30 protein-coding genes are annotated in these 26,327 nt (G+C 44.7%); all 30 read left to right on the top strand.

Annotated features, from left to right (window positions below):
- Window positions 1-132 precede the first annotated feature (132 nt).
- The 30 genes from sleB to ACSW3C_RS04705 all read left to right on the top strand — a co-directional run bounded on the left by sleB (window position 133) and on the right by ACSW3C_RS04705 (window position 26,308).
- Window positions 133-873 carry a spore cortex-lytic enzyme gene (gene sleB, locus ACSW3C_RS04560; protein ID WP_486561510.1) on the top strand — a complete coding sequence of 247 codons (741 nt, stop codon included), beginning with the start codon at window positions 133-135 and terminating at the stop codon, window positions 871-873.
- Between the two features lie 68 nt (window positions 874-941).
- Window positions 942-2,228 (top strand): PepSY1/2 domain-containing protein, encoded by a 1,287-nt coding sequence (locus tag ACSW3C_RS04565; RefSeq protein ID WP_486561111.1) that lies wholly within the window; start codon window positions 942-944, stop codon window positions 2,226-2,228.
- 82 nt (window positions 2,229-2,310) lie between these two features.
- The gene (locus tag ACSW3C_RS04570) at window positions 2,311-2,955 is read left to right on the top strand and encodes a flagellar brake protein (protein ID WP_486561112.1); all 645 of its coding nucleotides are present in this window, start codon (window positions 2,311-2,313) and stop codon (window positions 2,953-2,955) included.
- A gap of 104 nt (window positions 2,956-3,059) precedes the next feature.
- Window positions 3,060-3,737, top strand: coding sequence for a (d)CMP kinase (cmk, locus tag ACSW3C_RS04575; protein WP_486561113.1), 678 nt, complete (start codon window positions 3,060-3,062; stop codon window positions 3,735-3,737).
- On the top strand, window positions 3,734-4,315 hold the full coding sequence (locus tag ACSW3C_RS04580) for a lysophospholipid acyltransferase family protein (protein WP_486561114.1): 582 nt from the start codon (window positions 3,734-3,736) through the stop codon (window positions 4,313-4,315). Before cmk ends, ACSW3C_RS04580 begins: the two co-directional genes overlap by 4 nt.
- Window positions 4,316-4,395: 80 nt before the next feature.
- On the top strand, window positions 4,396-5,535 hold the full coding sequence (gene rpsA, locus ACSW3C_RS04585) for a 30S ribosomal protein S1 (RefSeq protein ID WP_486561115.1): 1,140 nt from the start codon (window positions 4,396-4,398) through the stop codon (window positions 5,533-5,535).
- Between the two features lie 125 nt (window positions 5,536-5,660).
- Complete coding sequence (gene der, locus ACSW3C_RS04590; protein ID WP_486561116.1) at window positions 5,661-6,971, top strand: ribosome biogenesis GTPase Der; 1,311 nt, start codon at window positions 5,661-5,663, stop codon at window positions 6,969-6,971.
- A 29-nt stretch (window positions 6,972-7,000) separates the two neighbouring features.
- On the top strand, window positions 7,001-8,017 hold the full coding sequence (locus tag ACSW3C_RS04595) for an NAD(P)H-dependent glycerol-3-phosphate dehydrogenase (RefSeq protein WP_486561117.1): 1,017 nt from the start codon (window positions 7,001-7,003) through the stop codon (window positions 8,015-8,017).
- Between the two features lie 59 nt (window positions 8,018-8,076).
- The gene (locus tag ACSW3C_RS04600; protein WP_238083776.1) at window positions 8,077-8,283 is read left to right on the top strand and encodes a DUF2768 domain-containing protein; all 207 of its coding nucleotides are present in this window, start codon (window positions 8,077-8,079) and stop codon (window positions 8,281-8,283) included.
- Window positions 8,280-9,002 carry a hypothetical protein gene (locus ACSW3C_RS04605; protein WP_486561118.1) on the top strand — a complete coding sequence of 241 codons (723 nt, stop codon included), beginning with the start codon at window positions 8,280-8,282 and terminating at the stop codon, window positions 9,000-9,002. The genes ACSW3C_RS04600 and ACSW3C_RS04605 overlap by 4 nt, the downstream gene beginning before the upstream one ends.
- An 82-nt stretch (window positions 9,003-9,084) precedes the next feature.
- Window positions 9,085-10,563 carry a stage IV sporulation protein A gene (gene spoIVA, locus ACSW3C_RS04610; protein ID WP_248511055.1) on the top strand — a complete coding sequence of 493 codons (1,479 nt, stop codon included), beginning with the start codon at window positions 9,085-9,087 and terminating at the stop codon, window positions 10,561-10,563.
- 330 nt (window positions 10,564-10,893) lie between these two features.
- On the top strand, window positions 10,894-11,166 hold the full coding sequence (locus ACSW3C_RS04615) for an HU family DNA-binding protein (protein ID WP_184206482.1): 273 nt from the start codon (window positions 10,894-10,896) through the stop codon (window positions 11,164-11,166).
- A 176-nt stretch (window positions 11,167-11,342) separates the two neighbouring features.
- Window positions 11,343-11,912: a GTP cyclohydrolase I FolE gene (folE, locus tag ACSW3C_RS04620; RefSeq protein ID WP_238083770.1), complete on the top strand. Its 570-nt coding sequence runs from the start codon at window positions 11,343-11,345 to the stop codon at window positions 11,910-11,912.
- Window positions 11,913-11,975: 63 nt separating this feature from the next.
- Complete coding sequence (gene mtrB, locus ACSW3C_RS04625; protein WP_238083768.1) at window positions 11,976-12,197, top strand: trp RNA-binding attenuation protein MtrB; 222 nt, start codon at window positions 11,976-11,978, stop codon at window positions 12,195-12,197.
- Window positions 12,198-12,245: 48 nt separating this feature from the next.
- A complete protein-coding gene (locus ACSW3C_RS04630) occupies window positions 12,246-12,989 on the top strand; it encodes a heptaprenyl diphosphate synthase component 1 (protein WP_486561119.1) in 744 nt (247 codons plus the stop codon).
- 7 nt (window positions 12,990-12,996) lie between these two features.
- Window positions 12,997-13,692 carry a demethylmenaquinone methyltransferase gene (locus tag ACSW3C_RS04635; protein WP_486561120.1) on the top strand — a complete coding sequence of 232 codons (696 nt, stop codon included), beginning with the start codon at window positions 12,997-12,999 and terminating at the stop codon, window positions 13,690-13,692.
- Between the two features lie 23 nt (window positions 13,693-13,715).
- Complete coding sequence (locus ACSW3C_RS04640; RefSeq protein ID WP_486561121.1) at window positions 13,716-14,690, top strand: polyprenyl synthetase family protein; 975 nt, start codon at window positions 13,716-13,718, stop codon at window positions 14,688-14,690.
- Window positions 14,691-14,777: 87 nt separating this feature from the next.
- Entirely contained in the window at window positions 14,778-15,224 is a 447-nt protein-coding gene (gene ndk, locus ACSW3C_RS04645; RefSeq protein ID WP_238083759.1) for a nucleoside-diphosphate kinase, read from the top strand.
- 100 nt (window positions 15,225-15,324) lie between these two features.
- Entirely contained in the window at window positions 15,325-15,690 is a 366-nt protein-coding gene (locus tag ACSW3C_RS04650) for a hypothetical protein (protein WP_486561122.1), read from the top strand.
- A gap of 282 nt (window positions 15,691-15,972) precedes the next feature.
- Entirely contained in the window at window positions 15,973-16,743 is a 771-nt protein-coding gene (locus tag ACSW3C_RS04655; protein WP_486561123.1) for a CheR family methyltransferase, read from the top strand.
- A gap of 153 nt (window positions 16,744-16,896) precedes the next feature.
- A complete protein-coding gene (gene aroC, locus ACSW3C_RS04660; RefSeq protein WP_486561124.1) occupies window positions 16,897-18,078 on the top strand; it encodes a chorismate synthase in 1,182 nt (393 codons plus the stop codon).
- A 1-nt stretch (window position 18,079) separates the two neighbouring features.
- Complete coding sequence (gene aroB / locus ACSW3C_RS04665; RefSeq protein WP_486561125.1) at window positions 18,080-19,189, top strand: 3-dehydroquinate synthase; 1,110 nt, start codon at window positions 18,080-18,082, stop codon at window positions 19,187-19,189.
- Window positions 19,179-19,547 carry a chorismate mutase gene (gene aroH / locus ACSW3C_RS04670; protein ID WP_486561126.1) on the top strand — a complete coding sequence of 123 codons (369 nt, stop codon included), beginning with the start codon at window positions 19,179-19,181 and terminating at the stop codon, window positions 19,545-19,547. The genes aroB and aroH overlap by 11 nt, the downstream gene beginning before the upstream one ends.
- A 14-nt stretch (window positions 19,548-19,561) precedes the next feature.
- Entirely contained in the window at window positions 19,562-20,665 is a 1,104-nt protein-coding gene (gene hisC, locus ACSW3C_RS04675; protein ID WP_486561127.1) for a histidinol-phosphate transaminase, read from the top strand.
- Window positions 20,655-21,767, top strand: a complete 1,113-nt coding sequence (locus ACSW3C_RS04680) for a prephenate dehydrogenase (RefSeq protein WP_486561128.1) — start codon at window positions 20,655-20,657, stop codon at window positions 21,765-21,767. The genes hisC and ACSW3C_RS04680 overlap by 11 nt, the downstream gene beginning before the upstream one ends.
- A 17-nt stretch (window positions 21,768-21,784) precedes the next feature.
- Window positions 21,785-23,080: a 3-phosphoshikimate 1-carboxyvinyltransferase gene (gene aroA / locus ACSW3C_RS04685; protein WP_486561129.1), complete on the top strand. Its 1,296-nt coding sequence runs from the start codon at window positions 21,785-21,787 to the stop codon at window positions 23,078-23,080.
- 48 nt (window positions 23,081-23,128) lie between these two features.
- The gene (locus ACSW3C_RS04690) at window positions 23,129-24,409 is read left to right on the top strand and encodes a tetratricopeptide repeat protein (RefSeq protein ID WP_486561130.1); all 1,281 of its coding nucleotides are present in this window, start codon (window positions 23,129-23,131) and stop codon (window positions 24,407-24,409) included.
- A gap of 1 nt (window position 24,410) precedes the next feature.
- Window positions 24,411-24,962, top strand: a complete 552-nt coding sequence (locus ACSW3C_RS04695; protein WP_238083740.1) for a ReoY family proteolytic degradation factor — start codon at window positions 24,411-24,413, stop codon at window positions 24,960-24,962.
- Window positions 24,963-25,094: 132 nt separating this feature from the next.
- Complete coding sequence (locus ACSW3C_RS04700) at window positions 25,095-25,544, top strand: YpiF family protein (RefSeq protein ID WP_486561131.1); 450 nt, start codon at window positions 25,095-25,097, stop codon at window positions 25,542-25,544.
- 260 nt (window positions 25,545-25,804) lie between these two features.
- The gene (locus ACSW3C_RS04705; protein WP_486561511.1) at window positions 25,805-26,308 is read left to right on the top strand and encodes a QcrA and Rieske domain-containing protein; all 504 of its coding nucleotides are present in this window, start codon (window positions 25,805-25,807) and stop codon (window positions 26,306-26,308) included.
- Window positions 26,309-26,327: the final 19 nt, after the last annotated feature.

Raw genomic sequence — 26,327 nt, forward strand, 5'->3', positions numbered from 1 at the left:
TGGTTGTCTTCTGACAATCAGGTCTTTTTTTATTCCCTCATAATTTGATTAATTTTGGACCACACTGACAGAAAGGAGGAATCACCAGTGAAAAAAAGCATTTTAAAAACTATTGCTCTCTTCATGCTGATCATGGCTCTCTGTGGTTCATCGATGGACTCATCTCGCGCGTTCACAGCACGGGACTTGGGGAGGGGCTCAACGGGTGACGATGTAATTGAGTTACAAGCTAGGCTTCAGTATATCGGCTTTTATAAAGGAACGATAGACGGGAAGTTTGGTTATGGCACTTATTGGGCGCTCCGTAATTTCCAAGATAGCTATGGACTGCCTATCGACGGAATCGCAGGAGCTAACACGAAAAAGAAACTTACTTCTGTTTCAGAGTACAACGAGAAATTCGTAATGGACAATTTAGCAAAGGGCAATCAATTTACGCATTACGGAGGGACCCCGCTTTCCGCTCAAGTAAAACAAGGGGGAGGCAAAACCGAAAAAGCCCATCTTCCCTCTAAATACTCAGAGCAAGATTTGAAGCTGATGGCTAATGCGGTGTACGGAGAGGCCAGAGGTGAACCGTACGAAGGCCAGGTTGCCGTGGCGGCAGTTATCCTAAATCGTGTCGAGCATCCCGATTTTCCAAACACAGTTGGCGGCGTCATCTTCCAGCCGGGAGCCTTTACAGCTGTCTCTGATGGACAAATTTGGCTGACGCCGAATGAACGGGCAAAGGAAGCTGTACTTGATGCGCTCAACGGCTGGGATCCGAGTGAGAACTCGATCTATTACTTTAACCCGATCACAGCGACGAGTAAGTGGATATGGTCCAGGCCTCAAGTCAAGAAGATCGGCCTGCATATATTCTGTCACTGATCGCACTTCATTTTAAAGGAGGTTTGGCATATTGCTGAGATCAAGTGTTTCGGCGAATTGCATAGTATATGAAAAAAATAATATTTGTATTATCATTTGCGCTCGTCGCTTTGGCTGTCTTTTCGTATGATAAGGCAAAAGAAAATGACAAACTCGCTCTCGCTTTAAGCGGACAGTACGCAAAGCGGATGTCGGATGCTTCGGAAAAACTGGATGAATTGAATATAGCGATAGAAAAGTCTTTGCTTTTCAATGAATCCGATGGTTCAAAAAAAGCACGGGAGGATATTTGGCGACTGACTTCTGATATTCGGGGCTCGATTGATTCCCTTCCGTTGGATGCGAGTTTTTCCACTGCATGGAGTAATTATTTAAGCAGAGTCGGCAGTTATGCAAAAGAGGCGGACCGTTTGTCGAATTCAGGCGATTTCGAAAAGGTGATGGGCAAAGCATCTAAAAATCTGCAGCTGATGTCTACGGATTGGCAAGTTGCTACAGCAGGTCTGGTGGATGGCCGCTATTCTATGAATGAATGGGTTGAGCGGTTGGATGCGAAGAATTCAGATGTTGATTGGTCGCAAAAAGGGAATTCAGTAAAGCAATATACAGAGAGTGATTTCCCGTTAACAGCGAGCGAATCGGATGCCATGAAGAAAAAGGACTTGCAAAACATTACTGATCCAGAAGTTTCAAAAGATGAAGCGGTTTCGATATTCAAACAAGTGTTTCCGCAGGTGACAAACGATGTGATTGGCGTGGAGAAAAGCCAGCCCGGTGCACCGTATCCATTTTACCATATCCGTTTTGCATCGAATCAGACTGTCGGTTATATTGACATTACAGAAAAAGGCGGACATGTTCTATCCTACTTGGCAGATCGGCCAGTCGGAGAACCTGCTGTTTCATTTGATGATATTAAACAGAGAACCGAGGAATTTCTTGAAAAGGCGGGCTACCGGGATGTCGTATTTGAGGAAGCCAGAGAAAATTCAAATGCCTGGCATTTTGTCTATGTAAGAGTCGAGCCTCTTCACAAGGCGAAAGTTTTCTCAGATGTCATCCACATCAAAGCGGCTAAAGATACTGGCGAAATCGTTGGATTAAATGCAGCGGAGTATATCCGAAAGGAAAAACTTGAGGATCAGCCAATCGTGAAAATTAACTGGAAAACCTTCTTCCATAATGGTGTCAAAGTAGAGAAAGAAGAACTGGCATATGTTGAAAATGAGCAACTAAAGCAAAGGCTGGCTTATTTCTTAACTGTCACCAAGGAAGACGAAACTGGCATCGGCACGTACCAAGTTCTCGTAGATACAGAAACGAAAGAAGTCATCAAGACAGAAAAACTTTTCTGATTTTCAACAATTGATCATTGGAAAACGCACCTCACCGTGACATAATAAAAGAAGCATGAGTAAATGGTAGGTGTTGATGGAAATGAGACTTTCGATCGGTTCATCGATTATTATCGATAAAGATCATACGGAGAATAGTGATAAGTATAAAAGCAAGGTAGTTGACCTAGGACAGGATTATTTCATGATTGATTATCCGATTCATATGGAGACAGACCGTACTGCTTTTTTCATGGATGGAACACAGCTCTTGGTGACATTTATAGACCAGCAAAAAATGTCGTATGCCTTTCGAACTGAAGTAAAAGGCAGGGTAAATCGGGGGATACCGATGTTGCAGCTCTCCTATCCAGGTGACCATGAGCTGGTCAAAATCCAGCGCAGAGAATACGTCCGAGTGGAAACGCCGATTGATGTAGCAGTTAATGACGGCCGTGGTTTCGATCAATATGTTGCGGAAGATATCAGTGCTGGAGGAATTGCACTGCATCTTGGACAAAAAGAAGAATTTGAAGAAAATCAACAACTTTCTTTGTTTATTGCACTCCCTTTTCTCAATGACGACATCTATTATGTGCGTACAGAAGCGATAGCTGTCCGGACTTGGGATAAAGACGGCAGAAGGCTGGCTTCGCTGCAATTTGTCGAAACGATGGATGCAGACCGTCAGCATATTATCCGTTTTTGTTTTGAACGGCAATTACAAAGAAGGAAAGAAGCATTATAACCTTTATAGAGTTGGAAGAAACAGTGGGGAAAGTCCTTTTTGAAGGGACTTTTCCCACTTCGTTATGTTACAATGTTTTCGAATTGAATTCGGGGGTAGAAGATATGTCAAAAGGGATAAAGATTGCAATTGATGGACCTGCAGCTGCAGGGAAGAGCACAATTGCCAAACGTATAGCAGAAAAAATGGATTTTACGTACATTGACACGGGTGCCATGTACCGTGCATTAACACATAAAGCACTTGTCAATGACATAAATATTACTAGTGATCATGAACTGACTTCACTTTTGGAGCAGACGGAAATTCGCCTTCAGCCATCTCCTGCTGGCCAGATCGTTTTTATCGACGGCTTGGATTGCACAGAGGAAATTCGCTCTCCTCGGGTTACAGCGAATGTATCAGAAGTTGCTGCACACGAAAATGTCCGCCATCTTATGGTCGATAAACAGCGGAAGCTCGCACTTGCAACAGGTGTTGTCATGGATGGACGGGATATCGGGACAGCCGTTTTACCGGATGCCGAACTGAAAGTATTCATGACGGCATCTGTAGAGGAACGTGCTTTACGGCGCCATTTGGAAGACGAGAAACGTGGAATCCATACACCTGTAGAACTATTGAAGGCACAGATTGCCGAACGGGACAGGGCTGACAGCGAGCGAGTAGTCTCGCCGCTCAAAAAGGCAGAAGACGCCGTCGTCATCGATACAACTTCTATGACAATAGATGAAGTTGTAGAAGAGATCATCGGGCTCGCTGAAAAGAGGATGAAGAAATGAACTTATATCCTTTCGGCAAATTTCTCGTTAGCACGATCTTTTTCCCTTTATACCGGATCCAGGTGATCGGTAAAGAAAATTTTCCAGACGAGGGCGGGGTGTTGCTTTGCGCGAATCATATAGATAATTTTGATCCGCCGGTTGTGGGCATCACTTGTCCTCGCACCGTTCACTTTATGGCGAAGGAAGAGTTATTTAAGGTCCCGGTCTTAAAAAGTATTCTTCCCAGCGTTAATGCGTATCCCGTCAAAAGAGGAATGAGTGATCGGGAAGCGTTTCGCACGACATTGAAGTTATTGAAAGAAGGAAAAGTTGTCGGTTTATTTCCGGAAGGGACGAGGAGCAAGACAGGTGAACTTGGCAAAGGGCTAGCAGGCGCCGGCTTCTTCGCATTAAAAGGAAATGCAGTGGTCGTGCCTTGCGCTATCGTAGGATCGTACAAGCCGTTTAAACGTTTGAAGGTCATATATGGAAAGCCGCTCGATATGACCGAATACCGGGAAAGAAAAGCGTCTGCCGATGAAGTGACAGAAGTGATCATGGATGCCATTCGGCAATTGCTCGAAAAAAATAAATAAAATGGCAAGGGTAATTTTTTGTTTTTACTCACCGATTCGAATAATATAGAAGTAGGATTCATTATGGAGGAGGACTACATATGACTGAAGAGATGAATTTGGATGCAATGAACGGATACAAAGAAGGTGACCGTGTCACTGGCAAGGTGACAAAGATCGAAGATAAATCCGTAACTGTAGAAATTTCAGGCGCTCCATTTGATGGCGTCATCCCGATCAGCGAGTTGTCCAGTCTTCATATCGAAAAAGCGGGAGATGCTGTTTCGGTTGGGGATGAACTTGAACTCATCATCACGAAAGTGGAAGAGGATAACTATGTACTTTCAAAGCGTAAAGTAGATGCGGAAGATGCATGGGGAGATCTTGAGGAAAAATTCAACAACAATGAAACAATCGAAACAGAAGTGAAAGATGTCGTCAAAGGCGGTTTGGTTGTCGACCTTGGGGTCAGAGGATTCATTCCTGCTTCCTTGGTAGAGGATCACTTCGTTGAGACATTTGACGATTATAAAGGGCGCACGATGACGTTTAAAATTGTTGAAATGGATAAGGAAAAGAACCGTTTGATCCTTTCCCATCGCGCAGTTCTTCAAGAAGAAAAGTCTCAGAAAAAAGAGGAAGTGCTCGATGATCTGAAAGAAGGAGACGTGCTGGAAGGAACTGTTCAGCGCATCGCCTCATTCGGAGCATTCGTCGATATCGGCGGTGTGGATGGATTGGTCCATATCTCACAATTATCGCATGAGCATATTGAAAAAGTATCTGATGTATTGAAAGAGGGAGACAAGGTGAAGGTCAAGGTCCTTTCTGTGGACCGCGATTCTGAGCGGATTTCCTTATCAATCAAGGACACGCTGCCTGGACCATGGGAAGATATTGAGGAGAAGGCTCCAGTCGGCTCCGTATTCGAAGGCACAGTGAAGCGGCTCGTTTCCTATGGCGCATTTGTTGAAGTGTTGCCAGGCGTCGAAGGCCTTGTCCATATTTCCCGTATTTCACATGAGCATATCGGTACACCGCATGAAGTGTTGGAAGAAGGCCAAAAGGTGAAAGTGAAAGTCCTTGATGTAAACGCAGATGAGAAACGCCTCTCCTTAAGCATTAAAGATTTAATTGAAAAGGAAGAGGAAGAATCATATGGCGATTATGAAATGAAAGAGGAAACAGGCTTCTCCTTGAGTGATGTCATCGGTGATCAACTGAAGAAATTCTCAGAATAACGAATGGAAATCCCATTTGGACACAAAATGTGAATAACATTCTGGATGATGATGGTGCTTTTATAGGCATCATCATCTTTTTTCTGTATAATGTCTAGAGATAGAGTCGGAAGGATGTTTTAATTATGACGAAACCAACAGTGGCGATTGTCGGCAGACCAAATGTCGGGAAATCGACAATCTTCAATCGGATAGTAGGAGAGCGGATATCAATCGTGGAAGACGTGTCTGGCGTGACACGCGACCGTATCTACAGCTCTGCAGACTGGTTGGCACATGAATTTAATTTAATTGATACAGGCGGCATCGATATCGGCGATGAACCGTTCTTAGAGCAAATTCGCCTGCAAGCGGAAATTGCGATTGATGAGGCAGATGTCATCATTTTCCTTACAAACGGACGCGATGGCGTAACAGATGCGGACGAACAAGTCGCTAAAATGTTATATAAGACAAAAAAGCCTGTTGTATTGGCAGTCAATAAAATCGACAACCCAGATATGAGGGAAATGATTTATGACTTCTATTCATTAGGATTTGGTGATCCGTATCCGATTTCTGGATCTCACGGGATTGGTCTTGGGGATTTGCTTGACGCTGTTGCAGCCAGCTTCCCGGATCCCACGGAAGAGCAGGAGGACGATGATGTCATTCGCTTCTCGCTGATTGGGCGCCCGAATGTCGGCAAATCCTCTCTTGTCAACGCATTGCTCGGAGAGGAACGAGTCATTGTCAGTGACGTGGCTGGAACAACTCGGGATGCCATCGATACTTCGTATGAATATGAGGGACAGAAGTATAAGATTATCGATACGGCAGGCATGCGTAAAAAAGGAAAAGTATACGAGAGCACAGAGAAATACAGTGTATTGCGTGCATTGAAGGCGATTGACCGATCGGATGTCGTCCTTATCGTCTTGAATGGCGAAGAAGGATTGCGTGAACAGGACAAGCGTATTGCAGGCTATGCAGAAGAAGCGGGCAAAGGTGTTATGTTTGTTGTGAACAAATGGGATGCGGTCGAGAAAGACGAAAAGACAATGAACCGTTTCACGGAGGATATCCGAAAAGAGTTCCAATTTCTTGAGTATGCGCCAGTTGCCTATGTATCAGCTAAAACGAAGCAGCGTGTACGCACTTTGTTCGATACGATCAAATTGATTAGTGAAAATCATGCACTTCGCATCCAATCCAGCGTACTCAATGAGGTAATAGAGGATGCTGTTGCCAGGAATCCTGCACCATCCGACAAAGGCCGCAGACTGCGTATATACTATGTCACACAAGTGGCGGTCAAGCCTCCCGTCTTTGTCGTTTTTGTAAACGAACCCGAATTGATGCATTTTTCATATGAACGATTTTTACAAAACAGGCTTCGGGAAGCTTTCGGATTCGAGGGTACTCCGATCCGGTTGATTACAAGAGCACGAAGCTAATGGTTCATATGGTTGAGAGGATGGTTTGAATGGAAAAAGTTTCTGTAATCGGTGCGGGCAGCTGGGGAACTGCGCTCGCTTTTGTCTTAGCCGATAATGGACATGATTGTTTAATCTGGGCAAGAAGAGAAGAACAGGCAACTGAAATTAATGAGCGCCACACAAATGAGCGCTATGTGCCTGGCATTTCTTTGCCCACTGCATTGCAAGCGACTTCAGATTTGAAAAAAGCGGTCCGCCATGCTGAAATTCTAATCATTGCAGTGCCGACAAAAGGGATACGCGGAATCTGTGAGGAAATTAATGGCATGGTGGAACAATCTAAATTGTTTGTCCATGTTTCAAAAGGTATTGAGCCGAACTCCTTAAAACGTATTTCTGAGATGCTTGAAGAAGAAATCAATCCTGAGAATCGGCAGGCGATTGTTGTATTATCCGGACCAAGCCATGCGGAAGAAGTGGTCTTGCGACACCCTACGACGGTCACTGCCGCCTCGGATAATCTGGAAGCTGCGGAAAAAGTGCAAGACCTTTTCATGAATCATCATTTCAGGGTCTATACAAATAATGATATGCTCGGTGTTGAGCTTGGAGCCGCTTTGAAAAATGTCATCGCTTTGGCTGCAGGGATCACTGACGGCTTAGGCTATGGGGACAACGCAAAGGCGGCTCTCATAACAAGAGGGCTTGCAGAAATCACACGCCTTGGTGTCAAGATGGGGGCCAATCCTTTGACGTTCTCTGGCTTAACAGGGCTTGGCGATTTAATTGTCACCTGTACGAGCGTGCATTCACGAAATTGGAAAGCCGGTCATATGCTCGGCGAAGGCAAGACGCTTGAGGAAGTCACTTCTGGTATGGGAATGGTTATCGAAGGAGTGCGCACGACGAAAGCGGCACATCAGCTGGCGCAGCAAATGGACGTTTCCATGCCGTTGACAGAAGCCTTATATACAGTGCTGTTTGAAGATACTCCGGCTAAAGAAGCGGTTGATAAACTGATGAACCGGATGAAAAAACAAGAAATTGAAGACATTTTCGGGTGAAGCTCGGATGTCGCAATAATTGGGGAAATAGATTTTACTGGATGAAAGGATGAATCACCTTGTCCTCACTGGATAAAATGTGGCTGTCGTTCTATGCAATGGGTTTCATGGCCATTTCCATGGGTCTCATTTTTGTAAGCCGGCATAAGCTTTCCAATCGGCTGCTGAAGTTTTTATTTGCAATTGTAGCGTATGCTTTACTGATCTTCTCATTTTTCGCAATGATTTATCTCGTGTTCAGCGGTCCTACCGGAGGTGCGCGATGAAGAATTTATCAAAAGGGATTCTATTGACAGCAATCGTAACAGTTACTGTTCTATTATCAGGCTGTATGTATCCTGGAGATGAAAAGGCCGCCAAAGAGAATCCGTACGAGGAGCAGCTGCAGTCTGTCCAAAAAGCGGTAGAATCCTATCAGAATAATAATGGTGGATTATTGCCGATTAAGACGCGTGAGCAAGAAACGGATCTCTACATCAAGTATCCTGTTGAGTTTTCGAAGCTGGCTCCCGCTTATATGGAGAAAATTCCATCCAATGCCTATGAGGTTGGAGGCATCTATCAATATGTGCTGACGGATGTGGAAGAGAATCCTACCGTGAAATTGGTTGATTTACGAGTAGCGGAACGAATCCGTGAATTGAATTTGCGAAAACAGATTTTAGGTAAAATATTTTTCAAAGATGAAGTCGGAGAATTTGTATTCGAAATCGATTATGAAAAAATGGGCTACGACGAGCCGATTCAAATTCCAAGCCCTTACTCCGATGCACAATTACCTCTCGTCGTCGGAGGGGATGGCAACTTTTATATCGACTATTCCATCGACTTAGGACGTATTATTGAAAATGAAAAACCGGATATCAAACCAGGCGAAGATATTCGTCATTTGTTATCCGACCATTATCCAGTATTGCCTGCCTATTCGCTTCCATACACGGTGAATGAAGAGAATCAAGTCATCTTTTTGCGCAAAAAAAAATAGGTTGATAAAACGTTTCGTGCTTTTAGCATGAAACGTTTTTCTTTTACATAAACTAGAATGCGCAAAAAAAGGAGGGCTACGTATGAAAGAGGAGTTGTATGAAAATCTGGCTAGACGTACGGATGGGGATATCTATATAGGAGTGGTCGGCCCTGTTCGTGTGGGGAAATCGACGTTTGTGAAAAGGGTGATGGAAGAAGTCGTCATACCGAACATGCTCGATGCGGGAGATCGTGCGAGAGCACAGGATGAGTTGCCACAAAGCTCTCCTGGCCCTATTATTATGACATCAGAGCCGAAATTCGTTCCTGCCCAGGGAACGGCAGTGTCCATTGGGGATGGAGAACTGACATTTCAAGTAAGATTAGCAGATTGTGTCGGCTATGTCATTGATGGCGTAAGAGGGTATGAGGATGAAGATGGGCCTAAATACGTCCATACCCCGTGGCACAATGAGCCGATTCCATTTGAGGAAGCTGCGCGGATCGGTACGGATAAAGTAATACGTGATCACTCAACAATTGGCATTTTGGTGACAACAGATGGGACAGTCAATAATATTCCCAGGGCTGCGGCGGAGGTTGCAGAAGAAGAGATTGTCGCGAAGCTGAAGGATATCGGGAAACCGTTTGTCATCGTACTGAATTCGAAAATGCCTGCACATGACCGCACGGTCGCTCTGAAAGAGCAATTGATTGAACGTCATGGCGTTCCAGTTATTGCAATCAGTGCAGATCAGCTAAATGCCCAGGAGATTCAGCTGATTTTGAAGGAAGCGCTTTTCGAGTTCCCGATTACGCATATCGACTTGCAGAAACCGGATTGGATGGATGTGCTCGGTGCTGATCATGAACTGAACTCCTCAATTGATAATGTAATCAACGAAGGGTTTCTGGAAGTATCGAAGATTCGTAAAGTACAAGAACTGGCGGAACGCCTAAAAGATGAAAAATATGTACGGCATGCAGAAGTGGTTGAAGTCGACGCCGGCAAAGGGCGGGCTACTGTTAACATTGAAATGGACGAACAGGCATTCCAAGAAGTTTGCGAATCAATTATGCAGCGTGAAATGAGAACGAAAAAGGATTGGCTTGTCTTCGTGCAGGATGCAGTGAAAGCGAAAAAATCCTACGATATGTATGCAGAGGCCATCGAGACAGCCAAACAGACAGGGTATGGTGTTGCGCTTCCAACCATTGCCGACTTCCAGCCGTCTCCGCCGGAATTGATTAAACAGGATAATTTCTACGGGGTACGGATGAAAGCGTCCGCGCCTTCGCTCCATATTATCCGTATTGATATGGATGCTGAGTTCTCTCCGTTAATCGGTTCGGAGTTCCACAGTCATCATTTGCTCAAGGAACTGAAGAACGCCTATTTGCACGACCGGGATGCCCTGTGGCAAACACAGTTATTCGGGACGCCTCTCCATGAGGTAATGAAGGAAAGCATTCGGTTCAAAACTTCCTCTGTTCCGCCTAATGCCCGAAAACGATTGCGGGAAACGATTGAGCAGATGGTCAATAATGGAAACAAGGGCATGATTACATTTATCGTCTAACATGAAGGAAAATGCTGAATTGTAACGTTTTTAAATGGGAAAAACATACAAAAAGACGTAAAAAGATCCGTTTCTCACGGGTCTTTTTGCTATTTTGGACAATTTAACCGAAAGTAGCGGGATAAGGCTAAGAATATTGTTGCACCGCGGTTTTTAGTATGTTACTCTTTTTACAGTGTTGAAAGAACAGCGGAGGGCGGCGTTTTGCTGTGACAGGCGTTATATAAATTGAAGGCGCTTTATTCCGGATGTTTATGATCAACGGACCTGTAGAGCTGTCACCCGTAGCTGGACAAGCAATAACATTTCCTTTGAGAGGAGGTGAATAGTGTGAATAAGACAGAATTGATCAACTCAGTTGCTGAAACTGCAGGTTTGACGAAAAAGGATGCTACTAAGGCAGTGGAAGCTGTATTCGATACAATCCAATCGGCACTTGCAAAAGGTGATAAGGTACAATTGATCGGTTTTGGTAACTTCGAAGTGCGTGAGCGTGCAGCTCGTAAAGGCCGTAACCCACAATCTGGTGAAGAAATCGAAATCGCAGCAAGCAAAGTTCCTGCATTCAAAGCAGGTAAAGCACTTAAAGACGCTGTAAAGTGATCTTTTAGTTTACATAGGAGTCCGTTCCTTCTGCTCGTTCAGCGAGCAAAAAGGACGGGCTCCTTTTATGTGTCTGTCTTCGGATTTTCGATGAAACCCTGAACTGTACGGAAATGAGGTAGTATGCTACTATCTTTTAAGGGAAGTATTAGTTTGTGTTGAGGAGGATGCGTAGTATGAGGGAAGTGGATCACGAAAAAATAGAAAATGCTGTGACGATGATCCTGGAAGCAATCGGTGAAGATCCTTCTCGCGAAGGGCTGCTTGAGACGCCTAAACGGGTGGCCAAAATGTATGCCGAAGTTTTTGAAGGTCTGAATAAAGATCCGAGACAATATTTTGAAACTGTATTTCATGAAAATCACGATGAAGTCGTGTTAGTGAAAGATATTCCTTTTCACTCGATGTGCGAGCATCATCTTGTTCCGTTTTTCGGACATGCCCATATCGCATACATACCTAGAAATGGAGTTGTCGCAGGGTTAAGCAAACTGGCACGTGCAGTAGAAACGACAGCCAGAAGACCGCAGCTCCAGGAAAGAATTACATCAACTGTGGCAAACGCTATGATGGAAATGCTGAATCCGATCGGAGTGTACGTCATTATCGAAGCGGAACATATGTGCATGACGATGCGTGGCATAAAAAAGCCGGGTGCTAAGACGGTTACGACCGTGGCAAAGGGTATTTACGAACATGATGATGTGAAAAGAGCCGAAATTCTGTCGCTGATCAAATCGGTTTGACGCCTTTGCGATACACTTTGTTTGTATGATATGATATACCTTACATGAATGGGGAGTGGTAATATGACGCAGCCTGACTTTATTATCATAAAAGCGAAAGAGGACGGTGTGAACGTCATTGGTCTGACGAGGGGGAACGATACGAAGTTTCACCATACGGAGAAACTCGACAAAGGTGAAGTGATGATTGCACAATTCACCGAACATACGTCGGCAATGAAAATTCGCGGGAAAGCCGAAATTCATTCAGCACACGGAGTTGTATCCAGTGAGGGGAAAGAGTGAATTAGACTTGACTGATTCGCACGACCGTCTATGAATGGAGATTCGAAGATGGAAAGAGCAGACATGCAATATGTAAAAGAATATGTAAACGAAGTGGAACAATCCATCTACGAACCGACTGTCTATCGACATTTTTCTGGAACGATAGTAGATGAAAAAAAAGCATTTTTCCTGTTGCTCCCTCTATTGAACGGAGAGGCGTGGTCCAGTCATCTCCAAACATCGGCCATTGCGGTAGGAGCGGTCCATGCAGCATTTGATGTCCACGATCGGATTGATGTTATGGATGCGACGCCGAAAAGCCAGCAGCTGCTCGTGCTTTCCGGAGATCATTTTAGCGGTATCTATTACCGTTTACTTGCATCACTTCCGGATTTTCCGTTTATTAGATCGTTGTCTAGTACAATCGGCCTGATTAATGAAACGAAGACGAATATGATGAAAAAACCGCCCGTCGGATCGGATCAAGTAATCCACAAGATCGCAATCATTGAAGCGGGCTGTATTATTGATTTTTATCAACGATATGGTTTTACTCCATATATGGAAATCGTAAAATTGGTCTTGCCGCTAGTATGGATTGGAGAGCGACTAAGCGGAACAGTCGGTGTTCAGGAACGGGTAATCGGCCAAAATATACATGAGCCGGATATGGAGCGTGCCTATAGTGAATTGATTCAACGGGCAGAGCATGCGCTGGAAAATGCATCTTTCCTCTCCATATCCATAAAAAATAAAATAACCGAAATGATAATTCCTTTCGCTGAGCATGCCGATTCGAATAGGAGATGAATGACGAGTGACGACATCAAAGGAACAAAAAGTGCATCATGTATTTGAAAAAATTTCGGGCGAATATGACAAGATGAATTCGGTCATTAGTTTCAACCAACATAAAAAATGGCGCCAGGACATCATGGCACGCATGAATGTCGAACCGGGTTCTGCGGCTTTGGATGTTTGCTGCGGTACGGCTGACTGGACCATTGCCTTAGCAGAGGCGGCGGGTCCAAACGGACAAGTCATCGGTTTGGATTTCAGCGAAGGCATGCTGGCAAATGCCAAACCGAAAGTAGATCATTATCCAACGATCCAATTGCTGCATGGGAACGCAATGAAGCTGCCATTTCCCGACAATACTTTCGATTATGTGACAATTGGCTTCGGTTTGCGCAATGTGCCTGATTATCCAACGGTGCTGGCCGAAATGAGACGTGTGCTGAAACCTGGAGGCATGGCAGCATGCCTGGAGACCTCACAGTCCGAAATTCCGGTATACCGTCAAGTATTCCGTTTTTATTTTAAAGCGATCATGCCGATGCTCGGCAAATTGTTCGCTAAAAGCTACAATGAATACTCATGGCTGCAGGAGTCGGCAGATGATTTCCCTGGCGTAAAAGAGCTTGCACAGCTGTTTGTGGATGCCGGATTTAGGGAAGTCTCGTATAAAAAATATAGCGGTGGTGCCGCTGCAGGACATATCGCCTATAAATAATGAGTGCAGGGAAGGTAATCGTTTTGGAGAAATTGAAGTTATTATCGCTTTATGCAGACTTCCGGAAGGATCTCGCTTATATTGAAAAGGAACTTGAGAAATCCGTCGATTCCTCTTCGCCGATTATCAGGCAAGCGTCCCTCCACCTGTTACGGGCAGGTGGCAAGCGAATCCGGCCGATTTTTGTCATCCTTGCATCCAAATTCGGCGATTACTCATTGGAACGTGTTTCAAAAGTGGCCGTTTCACTTGAGTTGATTCATATGGCCTCGCTTGTCCATGACGATGTTATTGATAATTCCGACATGCGACGCGGTTTTGAGACGGTGAAATCTAAATGGGATAATCGGATCGCCATGTACACGGGAGATTTCATCTTTTCAAAAGCGCTCATTTCCATCGGTGAAATCGAGCATGCAGGCGTACACCGCCTGTTGGCCGAAACGATGCTGGAAATTTGCAAAGGCGAGATCATTCAAATTGATTACCAGCAGAAATTAGATCAATCATTGCGTGACTATTTGCGACGCATCAAAAGGAAAACAGCGCTGCTGCTCTCCTCAAGTTGTGAATTGGGGGCGCTCGTGTCCGGTGCGGATTCTTCTCTCGTAAGGAAAATGCGCCGTTTCGGCTACTTTGCCGGGATGGCCTATCAAATCGTAGATGACATACTAGACATCACTGCTACCGACGAGCAGCTGGGCAAACCGGCCGGAAGCGACCTGATGAACGGCCATGTCACCTTGCCGATCCTATACATAAAAGATGATCCGGATTTCAAACCATACATGCTGAAATCGTTTGACGGCTCGTTAACCGAACCAGAACGAGGCGAAATGCTTTCTTATATCCGAAATTCCGGAGCAATCGAAAGAGCGCAAGCGATAAGCGACACGTATCTTTCAAAGGCTGTAGCTGAGCTGGAAGCATTGCCGGACGGGGATGCCAAGAAAGCCTTGCTTCAAATCGCCTCCTTCATAGGAAAGAGAAATTATTGACAATTATGCTGGCAGTTGAAAGATTGTGATCGTGGTGGTACGATCAGTAAGGAGAAAATCCGATACATACACAAAGGAGTGTTATCAATGGAAAGAACATTTTTAATGGTTAAGCCTGATGGCGTACAACGTAATCTAATCGGTGAAATCGTTAGCCGTTTCGAAAAGAAAGGCTTCACATTGGTCGGCGGTAAACTTATGCAAATTTCACAAGAGCTTGCTGAACAACATTACGGAGAACACAAAGAGCGCCCATTCTTCGGCGAACTAGTTGATTTCATCACTTCTGGTCCAGTTTTCGCAATGGTATGGGAAGGCGAGAACGTCATCTCAACAGCTCGTCTTATGATGGGAGCTACAAACCCGAAAGAATCTGCACCAGGAACAGTTCGCGGCGACTTCGCTGTAACAGTCGGCAAAAACATCATCCACGGTTCTGATTCACCAGAATCTGCTGTCCGTGAAATCGGCTTGTTCTTCAAAGACGAAGAGCTAGTTTCTTATGACAAATCCATGACTAGCTGGATCAACTAATTACTTTTCAAAAACAGCCTGGCGGCTTATTGCGCTATGGCTGTTTTTTTTGTTGACTGGTTTTTGAGGTGGCTGATTGCTCGTGATTTGGAGGCGAGAGATGGATTTAGTGTTTGTGCGAGTTATATCGGATGCTGACGGTTGTTCCCTGAGTATGGCCTACTGGCGGCGGGATATATTGGCGTTGGATTTCGACTTACTGGCGTTCAGCGGGATAATCTGGCGTTCGTTTCGCTTTACTGGCGTTTGGCGGGAGTTATTGGCGTTCGTTTCGATTTATTGGCGTTCAGGAGGAGTTATTGGCGTTCGTTTCGATTTATTGGCGTTCAGGAGGAGTTATTGGCGTTCGTTTCGATTTATTGGCGTTCAGCCAGAGTTAATGGCGTTCGTTTCGCTTTACTGGCGTTCAGCGGTAAATACTATCATTCATTCCAATCAACCACTCATCGCCATCCAACTCAGTTAATTAATCACCATATTCTGTTCCCATCCCTAGTGATCCCAGATTATTTTGGCGCATTGCCAATACTATTTGGCGCCTATCCAGTTTAATTTGGCGCACATTCCGGTAACACGGAGTGCCTTTCGACAAACGGCTGCATCCAGCCAGCCCCCACACCTTGCATAAGTAAAACCTGTTAAAAGTTTAGACACATGCGTTAACATTTCAATAAAATAAATAATATTTGCTACATATCGAGCGTCTTTTTCGATATAATAGGTACAACTTATGAACGGAGGGTCTCAGTTGGCGGATTATGATGAGTTCATCAAGAACATCAAACGAAAGACAGGTATTGATCTGTCGTTATATAAAGAGGCGCAGATGAAGAGAAGGCTCACCTCGCTATACGAGAAGAAAGGTTATCGGAATTTCTCCGATTATTACCAAGCCATACATACTGATCATGTGCTGCTGGATGAATTTCTGGATCGCATGACCATCAATGTTTCCGAGTTTTATCGGAATGGGCAGAGATGGGATGTGCTGGATAAGAAGATCATTCCAATGCTATTACAAGATAAAAAGAAGTTGAAGATTTGGAGTGCGGCTTGTTCTACTGGTGAAGAACCGTATTCGCTCGCGATGGTCATGTCCGGCCATGTTCCGCGTTCTGATATTTCCATTCTCGCAACGGATTTGGATAAAGGTGTGCTGGAACGGGCAAAAGTCGGCCTGTACTCCGATCGCTCGCTGAAAGAGGTTCCTAAACCGGTACTGCAAAATTATTTTGTGAATGAAGGACAATATTATCAAGTGAAAGATGAAATCAAACGAACGGTCTCCTTCAAACAACATAATTTATTGAATGATACATACGGCTCTGATTATGATTTGATTGTTTGCCGCAATGTAATGATTTACTTTACAGAAGAGGCAAAGGATCAAATCTATATGAATTTTTCCAAAGCATTGCGGCCAGGCGGCATCCTCTTTGTAGGAAGTACGGAACAAATATTCAACCCTTCCAAATATCATTTTGAATCGGAAGATACGTTTTTCTACAAGAAAATATAAAAGCTCAGTTTCTTCAATAAATATCATCCTATCCGGACTTTTCCGGATATTTTTTTATAATAGCCTATAGTCAAAAAACCTTTCGTTTGGTAAAGTGCTATAAACGGATACTGTATCATCCAGAGATTAGATTAGCTGAGGAGGAATTTGGAAATGAGATTTATTACTGCTGGTGAATCACATGGTCCGCAACTGACGGCCATCATTGAAGGGCTTCCTGCCCAAATGGAATTGCAAGAAGAGATGATCAATAAAGAATTGAAGAGGCGGCAAGGCGGGCATGGCCGCGGCCGCAGAATGCAAATAGAAAAAGATAAAGTCGTCATCTCATCAGGTGTGCGCCATGGGAAGACGCTTGGTTCACCTGTCACATTGACGGTCGTGAATGATGACTGGAAGCATTGGACGGGTATTATGGGCATCGAGCCTTTGCCTGAAGATGTTGACCCGCGTGATATAAAACGTCGTATCACCCGGCCGCGTCCCGGCCATGCGGACCTCGTAGGCGGCATGAAATACGGACATCGCGATTTGCGAAATGTTCTGGAACGTTCTTCTGCCCGCGAAACGACGATGCGCGTAGCTGTCGGCGCGGTTGCAAAACAATTTCTAAAAGAACTCGGCATATATACCGTTTCACATGTGACTGAAATTGGTGGTGTTAAAACGGATCCCGTTGCCTATGCCGGCCTTTCTGCTGATAAACTGCGGGAAATCGTTGAAAATGATCCAGTTTACTGTGCGGACCCATCTGCATCTGCCAAGATGGTTGAAGCAATTGATTCTATCAAAGAACGTGGAGATACACTTGGTGGTGTCGTCGAGGTAATCATCGAAGGCTGTCCTCCTGGAATTGGAAGCTATGTGCAATTTGACCGGAAGCTGGATGGCAAACTGGCTGGTGCGATGATGAGCATCAATGCGTTCAAAGGGGTCGAAATCGGTCTCGGATTCGAAATGGCGAAAATCCCAGGAAGTGAAGTGCATGATGAAATCGCATGGAGTGAGGAAGAGGGATACTACCGAAAATCCAATCGTCTTGGCGGCTTGGAAGGCGGAATGTCCACTGGCATGCCGATCGTTATTCGTGGCGTGATGAAGCCGATCCCGACGTTATATAAACCGCTGGAAAGTGTCGATATCGAAACGAAGGAACCATTTGTTGCGACAATTGAGCGTTCTGATCCTTGTGCAGTTCCCGCTGCATCTGTCGTAGCAGAGCATGTGATCGCAACGGAATTGGCGAAAGCGATTATGGAGGAATTCCGTTCGTTCACGATGGAAGGGCTCAAGAAAGAGCTGGACGAGTACAGAGAATATGTAAAGGGGTTTTAATATGGCGAAATTAACAATTAAAATTCCTGGACATATATATGACGTTCATATCAGCGAGCAAGCGTATGACCTACTTTCTACGACCTATGCTGATCAACTGAAAAAAGCGGACAAAATCGGCATCATTGCAGATGAAAAAGTGGCTGGCCTTCACTTAGAGAAATTAACAGCCTCCATTCAATCTTTAGGAGTGAACCCCGTCGTCAAGATTGTTCCGGAAGGGGAGGCAAGTAAAACGCCGGCTGTCTTTTTTGATTGCCATAGCTTTTTGCTTCAAAATCACTTTACGCGTAATTCTCTGCTTATAGCATTTGGAGGAGGGGCCTGCGGAGATTTGACCGGTTTTGTTGCTGCCACTTTCATGCGTGGAATTGCTTATATCCAATGTCCTACAACCATTTTGGCGCATGATAGTGCGGTTGGAGGAAAGACGGCCATCAATATGGCAGAAGGGAAGAACATGGTTGGGTCATTCCACCAGCCGGCAGCCGTCTTGTTCCACACACCGATTTTGCAAACATTGCCTGCAAGGGAAATCCGTTCGGGCATGGCGGAATTGCTCAAGCACGCCCTCATTTCTAATGCTTCGTGGTCGGAAGAGCTTCTAGAGAACCCACAGTTTGTTTCCCCTTCGGCAGAATGGCTTTCTGTTGAATTGATGAAAGGGATCGAAGTGAAAGCAAACATTGTGGAGGAAGACCAGTTTGAGCATTCAACGAGAAAGTTTTTGAACTTCGGCCATACATTCGGCCATGGCGTGGAGGCAGTTTGCGGCTTCGGCGGGCTGAGCCACGGGGAATGTGTCATGATCGGCATGGCGTACAGTCTAATCCTTAGCGAGCGTCATGGGTTACAGCCGGCTGGCATGGCGGATCGTCTGATCGAATTTGCACAACGTAACGGTTACACGTTCGAACCAATCCATCAGCATCCATTTACACAATTCATGGACTATATGGCGAAAGATAAAAAAGCAACATACGGTCAGTTGAACTTCGTCCTTCTTCAGGAAATTGGCAAACCGTATGTAAAACCTATTGCAGCAGAAGAATGTGAGTTGGTATTTGAAGAGTTGAAGAATAGAACGGGGGCAGGCAGGAATGACAGTTAGAGGAGTCAGAGGAGCGACAACAGTTCATTGCGATGATATAGATGCGATATTGAAAGAGACAGAAGCACTTGCTCTAGAAATGGCGAATGCGAATCAGTTCCCACCGGAAGATATTGTATCTGTCATTGTTTCCACGACGCCAGATATAAAATCCGTATTTCCGGCAAAGGCGATACGATCCATCGATGGATGGAAATACGTCCCTGTCATGTGTACGCATGAAATGGACGTGCCAGGCTCTATGCCGCAATGTATCAGAATATTGATGCATGTCAATTTGGAAACACCTCAAAAAGATATCCGGCATATTTATCATAATGATGCAATAAAGCTTCGTCCGGATTTACAGACGAATTAACTGGAGGGATACATATGAAGTGGAAGACAGTATTGGAAGAGATGAGACCGTATAAACCGGGAAGATCAATTGATGATGTGAAACGTGCGTATGGACTGACCAATATAGTGAAACTGGCGTCCAATGAAAACCCTTATGGCACGTCTCAGCAAGTTTTGGATTACTTGGACCAAAATCCGCTTCAATATGAAATCTATCCTGACGGCCATTCCAGCCGACTGCGCAAAACGCTGGCGGAAAAACATGGTGTATCTGAAGAGTCCATCCTATTCGGCAATGGTTCGGATGAAATCATTTCGATTATTTGCAGAGCTTTATTGGATGAAGGTAAACATACGATTATGGCAACACCAACATTTCCCCAGTATGCTCACAATGCCAAAATCGAAGGGGCGTCCCTAACCGAAATCCCATTGCTAGATGGACAGCATGATTTGGATGCTTTTTTGGATGCTGTTACGAAAGACACGGCAGTCATCTGGATTTGCAATCCAAACAATCCGACAGGAAATCTAATGCCTGCTGACAAAGTTGCAGATTTCTTAAAGAAAGTGCCGGAAGATGTGCTCGTCGTTTTGGATGAAGCCTATTTTGAATATATTACAGATGAGCAACATGTCGATTCGATCTCGCTGCTAGAGCAATATAAAAATATTATTGTGCTGCGCACGTTTTCAAAAGCATATGGGCTGGCTTCCATGCGTCTTGGCTATGGAATCGCAGATCCGGCAGTTGTAACGCCGTTAAATAAAGTGAGAAATCCATTTAACAATAACTCGCTTGCAGTTGCAGTAGCTGAAGTGGCGGTAATGGATGAGGAATTTATTGAGAAATGCCGTTCATTAAATGATCAACAGAGGAATCGGTTTGCGAAATTTGCGGAACAACATGATCTTCACATGTTTGATTCTCAAACTAATTTTGTGTTGATACAAGTGCCGGCAGATGCAGATGAGGCATCTGAATTCTTTCTCCAGCAAGGTTATATTGTGCGGAGTGGCAATGCATTGGGCACGCCTGGATATATTAGGGTAACAATCGGCACCGAACAACAAAATGACGGGTTTTTTGAGGCATTCGATGAGCTCCTGAAAAAAGGTGGTTCTCATGAAGCGTAACGTTGCAATCATTGGTTTAGGGCTGATCGGAGGATCACTGGGATTGGCCCTGAAAAGGAATCCGGAACTATATATTACCGGGTTTGACCGTTCGTATAAAACCGCAGATGAAGCCTATCGTCGAGGAATTATTGATATGATCGCACCATCTGCCGAGTCCGCTTGCGAACAAGCGGATTTTGTCTTTTTCGCAACACCGGTAAATACTACTGTTTCTATGATGAAGGAAGCGAGAGGTTGGGCATTTAAGGAAAATGTCATCATCACGGATACCGGAAGCACGAAGTTTCCAATCATGGAAGCGGCAAAAGAATTAGAGGATAGAGGCATTGTAGTCATTGGTGGACACCCGATGGCAGGCTCGCATAAAAGTGGCGTGAGTGCGGCAAAAGCACATTTATTTGAAAATGCCTATTATATACTGACTCCGCGTGAGACGACGGATTCTTCCAAAGTGGATTCTCTAAAGGATCTCTTAGCATCGACCAAAGGAAAAGTCGTTGTGCTTGAAGCGGAACAGCATGATCGGATGACGGCTATTGTCAGTCATTTCCCGCATATTGTTGCTTCATCAATGGTTGGACTGCTTGCAAAACAGGAAGCAGGACAACCTTTTGTGAAAAATTTGGCGGCAGGCGGCTTCAGGGATTTGACGAGAATTGCCTCCGCAGATCCAATTATGTGGAGAGATATCACAATACAGAACAGAGATGAGCTTTTACATCAGCTCGATGGCTGGATGAAAGAAATGGAAGATGTCCGATCCATGCTTACTTCAAATGAACCCGAACGGATTTTTGATTTTTTTGCAGAAGCAAAACAATATCGGGATCATTTGCCTTCTACAAAGGAAGGTGCAGTTCAAGGTGCCTTATACATGCCGTTTGATCTGCATATCGATGTGCCTGACCATCCAGGTGTGATTTCGGAGATCACTAAAATCCTTGCAGACGAGCGGATCAGTTTGACGAATATCCGGATTGTCGAGACCCGGACGGACGTGTACGGTATATTAGTCGTCAGTTTCCAAACTGCTGAGGATCGTAAGAAAGCGAGACAAGTACTTTCAAAAGCAACAGATTATAGTATGCATATCATTTGAGAAGAGGGGTCGTCAATATGGAGACGAAAACAGTGGAGTTCACGAATCCAACGTTACGTGGAGAGCTGAAGGTACCAGGAGATAAATCGATTTCCCATCGTGCCGTCATGTTAGGTTCAATTGCAGCTGGCAAAACAACAATAGCTGGTTTTCTCCCGGGAGAAGATTGTCTTTGCACAATTGATATTTTTGGCAAATTAGGAGTGACGATCGAGAGAGAAGGGGACCAGGTTTTCATCGACAGTCCAGGTATTGATGGCTGGAAAACACCGGACGGACCGCTCTATGCAGGGAATTCCGGAACGACGGCCCGTCTTATGCTCGGAATATTGGCAGGATCAAAAGTGGAGTCTACTTTGACCGGGGATGCCTATTTATCAAAGCGTCCGATGAAAAGAGTGATTGCACCACTTGAAAAAATGGGAGCACGCATTACAGGTGAAGGAGACGCTAATTATTTACCTTTGACAATTACTGGCCATCAGTTGAAAAGCATACAGTATGAAATGCCAATTGCGAGCGCTCAAGTGAAGTCAGGCATTTTATTTGGAGCGCTACAAGCTGAAGGGGAAACATGCGTAATTGAAAAGACAGGTTCACGGGATCATACAGAACGGATGCTCCGCCAGTTCGGAGCAGAGATTGAGACGAATGACAAAGAAATCCGGTTAAAAGGGAAGCAAGCATTGAAAAGCTGTGATGTTATCGTTCCTGGTGATATTTCGTCTGCCGCATTCTTCATGGCCGCTGCTGCGATTGTACAGGAAAGTGAGATATCCTTCATCAACGTTGGTTTAAATCCATCCCGCACAGGAATGATAGATGTGATGAGACAGATGGGCGCGACAGTTGAAATTGTTGACCAAAAAGGGGAAAATGGTGAACCGTACGGAACGGTCATTGTGAAAAGCGCCAAACTTCATGGAACTGAAATCGGAGGAGACATGATTCCCCGATTAATCGATGAGTTGCCGATTATTGCTTTGATGGCGACACAAGCAACTGGCAAGACAGTTATCAAAGATGCAGAAGAATTGCGTGTAAAAGAAACGGATCGGATTGCAGCCGTCACCTCCGAACTGAAGAAGCTGGGAGCCACAGTCGAGGAAACGGAAGACGGCATGATCATTACCGGACCGAGCAAGTTGTATGGGGCAACACTTCAATCCTATGGCGATCACCGTATTGGCATGATGTCGGCCATTGCTGCTCTTGTTTCGGAAGGTCCGGTTCAAATTGAGGATCCTTCTTGCATCGCGGTCTCTTATCCAAACTTCTTTGATGACTTATACCGATTGTCCGGCCGTTCCTAAAAAGTGCGATGTCCCGCATGTATACAAAGCGAAAGAACAGGTGAAAATATGGGTCAGTTAGAGAATTTAATGCAGGCAGCCAGAGAAGGCAATCTAGAAGATCTGCGGCTGCAGATTGAACAGATAATCAGTATGTTTCAGCAAGGAACCGAGGAACCAGAAAATCTCTATGATTTGGCTGGGATGATGATGGACTATGGATATGTGGAATTGGCTGATACATTATACGAAGAATTGCTTCAACTGATGCCTGAAGAAGGGCAATTGAAAATCGACCGGGCGGAAACACTCTTGGAAATGGGTAAGGAAGATGAGGCGTTATTACTTTTAACTTCCATCACACCCGATGAGGATGAATATGTCCAAGCCTTATTGTCTCTAGCGGATTACTACCAAATGTCTGGCATGTCCGAAGCCGCGGTAATGAAAGTGAAAGAGGCATTAGCCCTTATGCCGGATGAACCGGTACTTCGTTTTGCCTACGCTGAATTATTATTGGACGGCGGGAAATATGTCGAGTCGGCATCCCTCTATTCTGGTTTGAATGACGAAGGGGTCAACGATATCGGTGGAATCCGAATCGTTTCCAGATTGGCTGAAACCTATAGTGCCGGTGCTGCATATGAAGAAGCGATTCCCTATTATGAACAGCTGCTTAAAGACTCATCGGCACCTGATGATCTATTCGGAGCGGCCTACGCTTATTTCCAAGCAGATCAGCCAAAACGGTCCACTCAATTGATGGAACAATTACTTGAGCTCGATCCTGACTATTTCTCTGCCTATATGCTGGCAGGCCAATCTTATGCCAGGTTAGGTGACGACCAGAAGGCGTATGAATTATTTGTACGAGGTATCACTAGAGATGAATTTGATAAAGAACTGAGATTGGCAGCAGGAAAATCCGCATTGAAACTTGGGAAGACTGATGAAGCGGAAGAGCACCTAAGTGAAGCCTTAGCGTTAGACCCGGAATATATCGATGCGCTAATCGCTTTAGCTTCTTTATACAATGAGCAAGAAAAAGATGAAGAACTTCTTTCACTATTGGCCGAAACGGACGAAGCACAAATGGATCTGCCGATGTTAACAGCTTTTAAAGCATATGCTTTGGAGCGGGTGGAACAATTCGATGATGCATACGTATCTTATAGTGAGGCATATGTTGGAATGAAAGATGATCCGATTTTTCTTGATCGGTACGCACATTTCCTTTTAGAAGAAGGAAAACGGAGCGAAGCCATCGAAATAGTAAAGCAACTAGTAGCAATCGAACACCATGATGAATGGGACGCATTTCTTGAATTGTCAAATGACGAGGAGGTGTGATATGACAGCCATGATTCCTGTCGCTGCCAAAAAGGATTTTGTACGGTGGTTTCTAAAGCGCTACAAATTAAAGCGCCGGGAATGTGTTTGGATTTTGAATTATCTTCTAAGCCATGAACAGCTTCTTCAAAACGTCCACTTTACTGACGAAGCACATTATTGTCCAAGAGCAATGGTGATCTCCACGACCAATTCAGAAAGTATTCCGTTTCGTTTCTATAAAGGAAACTTGATGACGGCTGATGCCGAGAAGTCGTTTCATGATTTACGTCTCCATCCGGAAGAAAAAATGTTTATTCAATTAAACTTTCCAAACAGTCATGCGTGCCCTCAATATGCGATGGTGCGGGAAGAGAACCCGTACCTTCCCGATGATTTGCAGGTCAGTGAACGAGACCGAAAAATTGCGGAACAGCTCCTGGAAGAAAGCGCTGCAACCATGTCATTGGAAATGTTAATGAGAAGAGTGGATGAAGCACTCGATGAGAACGACCGCGAGCGGTTCCTCGTCCTGTCTTCTATGTTGAATGAAATGAAAACTTCCAAACAATAATGACCCCATCCACCGATGGGGTCATTTGACTTGATGGAACCATTAGCAATCCTTGGATACTTTGTGAAGGACGGTATTGTCTGGCTCATGTTATGATGGGCATGAACAACTGATATTAGGGAGAGATAGTCTATGAATTGGACCGGAAAAGATATGGATACATATTTACAGCAAAAAGAATACATCGATACGCTTGTTATTCCCCTGATTAAGGTCGAACCGGCATTGGAAAAGATGAAGATGAGTGCATCAGCTGCAGAGTTCACCATGTTGCTGTCTTCGATGATCGAGACTCAATTCAAGGGACGGATGATGTTCGCCCCTCCGTTTTCCTATACTTCATCGACAGTTATTACTGAATTGAAGGCAGATTTACTAGACTCTTTTAAGGAGTCGCCATTTAAACATATCTTCTTTCTGACAACCGATCCTGCATGGGTTTCTTCTGAGGACAATGGACAAGTAATCTGGCTGCCTTCGATTCCTGTGGAAAGTATGGATGTCCAGCTTCGCCAAACGATCTTGGAGGACCAATTGCGGCAAGTTTTGCCGAAGTTCACTGAAAAATGGGCTTCTGCTTAACGTTTTCCACGCCAGTTGTGATATGCTTGAAAAAAGTGAATTCAACTTGAATTTCAAGCAGTTGTAGAATTGCGTTAATGATTGTTTGATGACATTTCAGTCTTGCCATTTTTCAAAATTCATCATTTGTTCACAAACTGTTTTTCCTGTCGAATGCATGATTGAATTTACGGCAATATTGATATATCATAGATATGTCCTAGTATTACAATTAGCAATAGTATGTCCGTTGGACTGATTTTGGAGTTAGAGGAGGGAAACTGATGAGCAGCAAAGTGTCAAGACGCCAATTCCTAAGCTATTCCTTGATGGGCGTCGGTGGATTCATGGTTTCGGCAGCAGTGATGCCGATGGTCCGCTTTGCGATCGATCCGGTATTGCAAGCGAAAACTGACGGGGATTTTATTGCAACCTCGCAAAAAGTGGATGAATTGACTGAAGTGCCAGTGCGTGTCGATTTTACGATCAAAGATCGGAAAGATGCATGGTACAAATCCGACGTCTCGAATACCGCTTGGGTCTATAAAGAAGGCGATACAGTCATCGCGCTTTCTCCTGTCTGTAAGCATCTTGGATGCACAGTGAACTGGGAAGGGGACAATCATAAGAACGAATTTTTCTGCCCTTGCCACGCTGGACGTTACGAGAAAAATGGAAAGAACGTAGCTGGAACTCCGCCGCTAGGTCCGCTTGATGAATTTCAAGTCCAAGAAGTGGATGGCTTCGTTTATCTTGGAAAAACTGTTCCAAACACATTAGTTTAAAATGTAAGGGGGTACGACC

The organism is Sporosarcina sp. AD_1, from assembly GCF_057373025.1.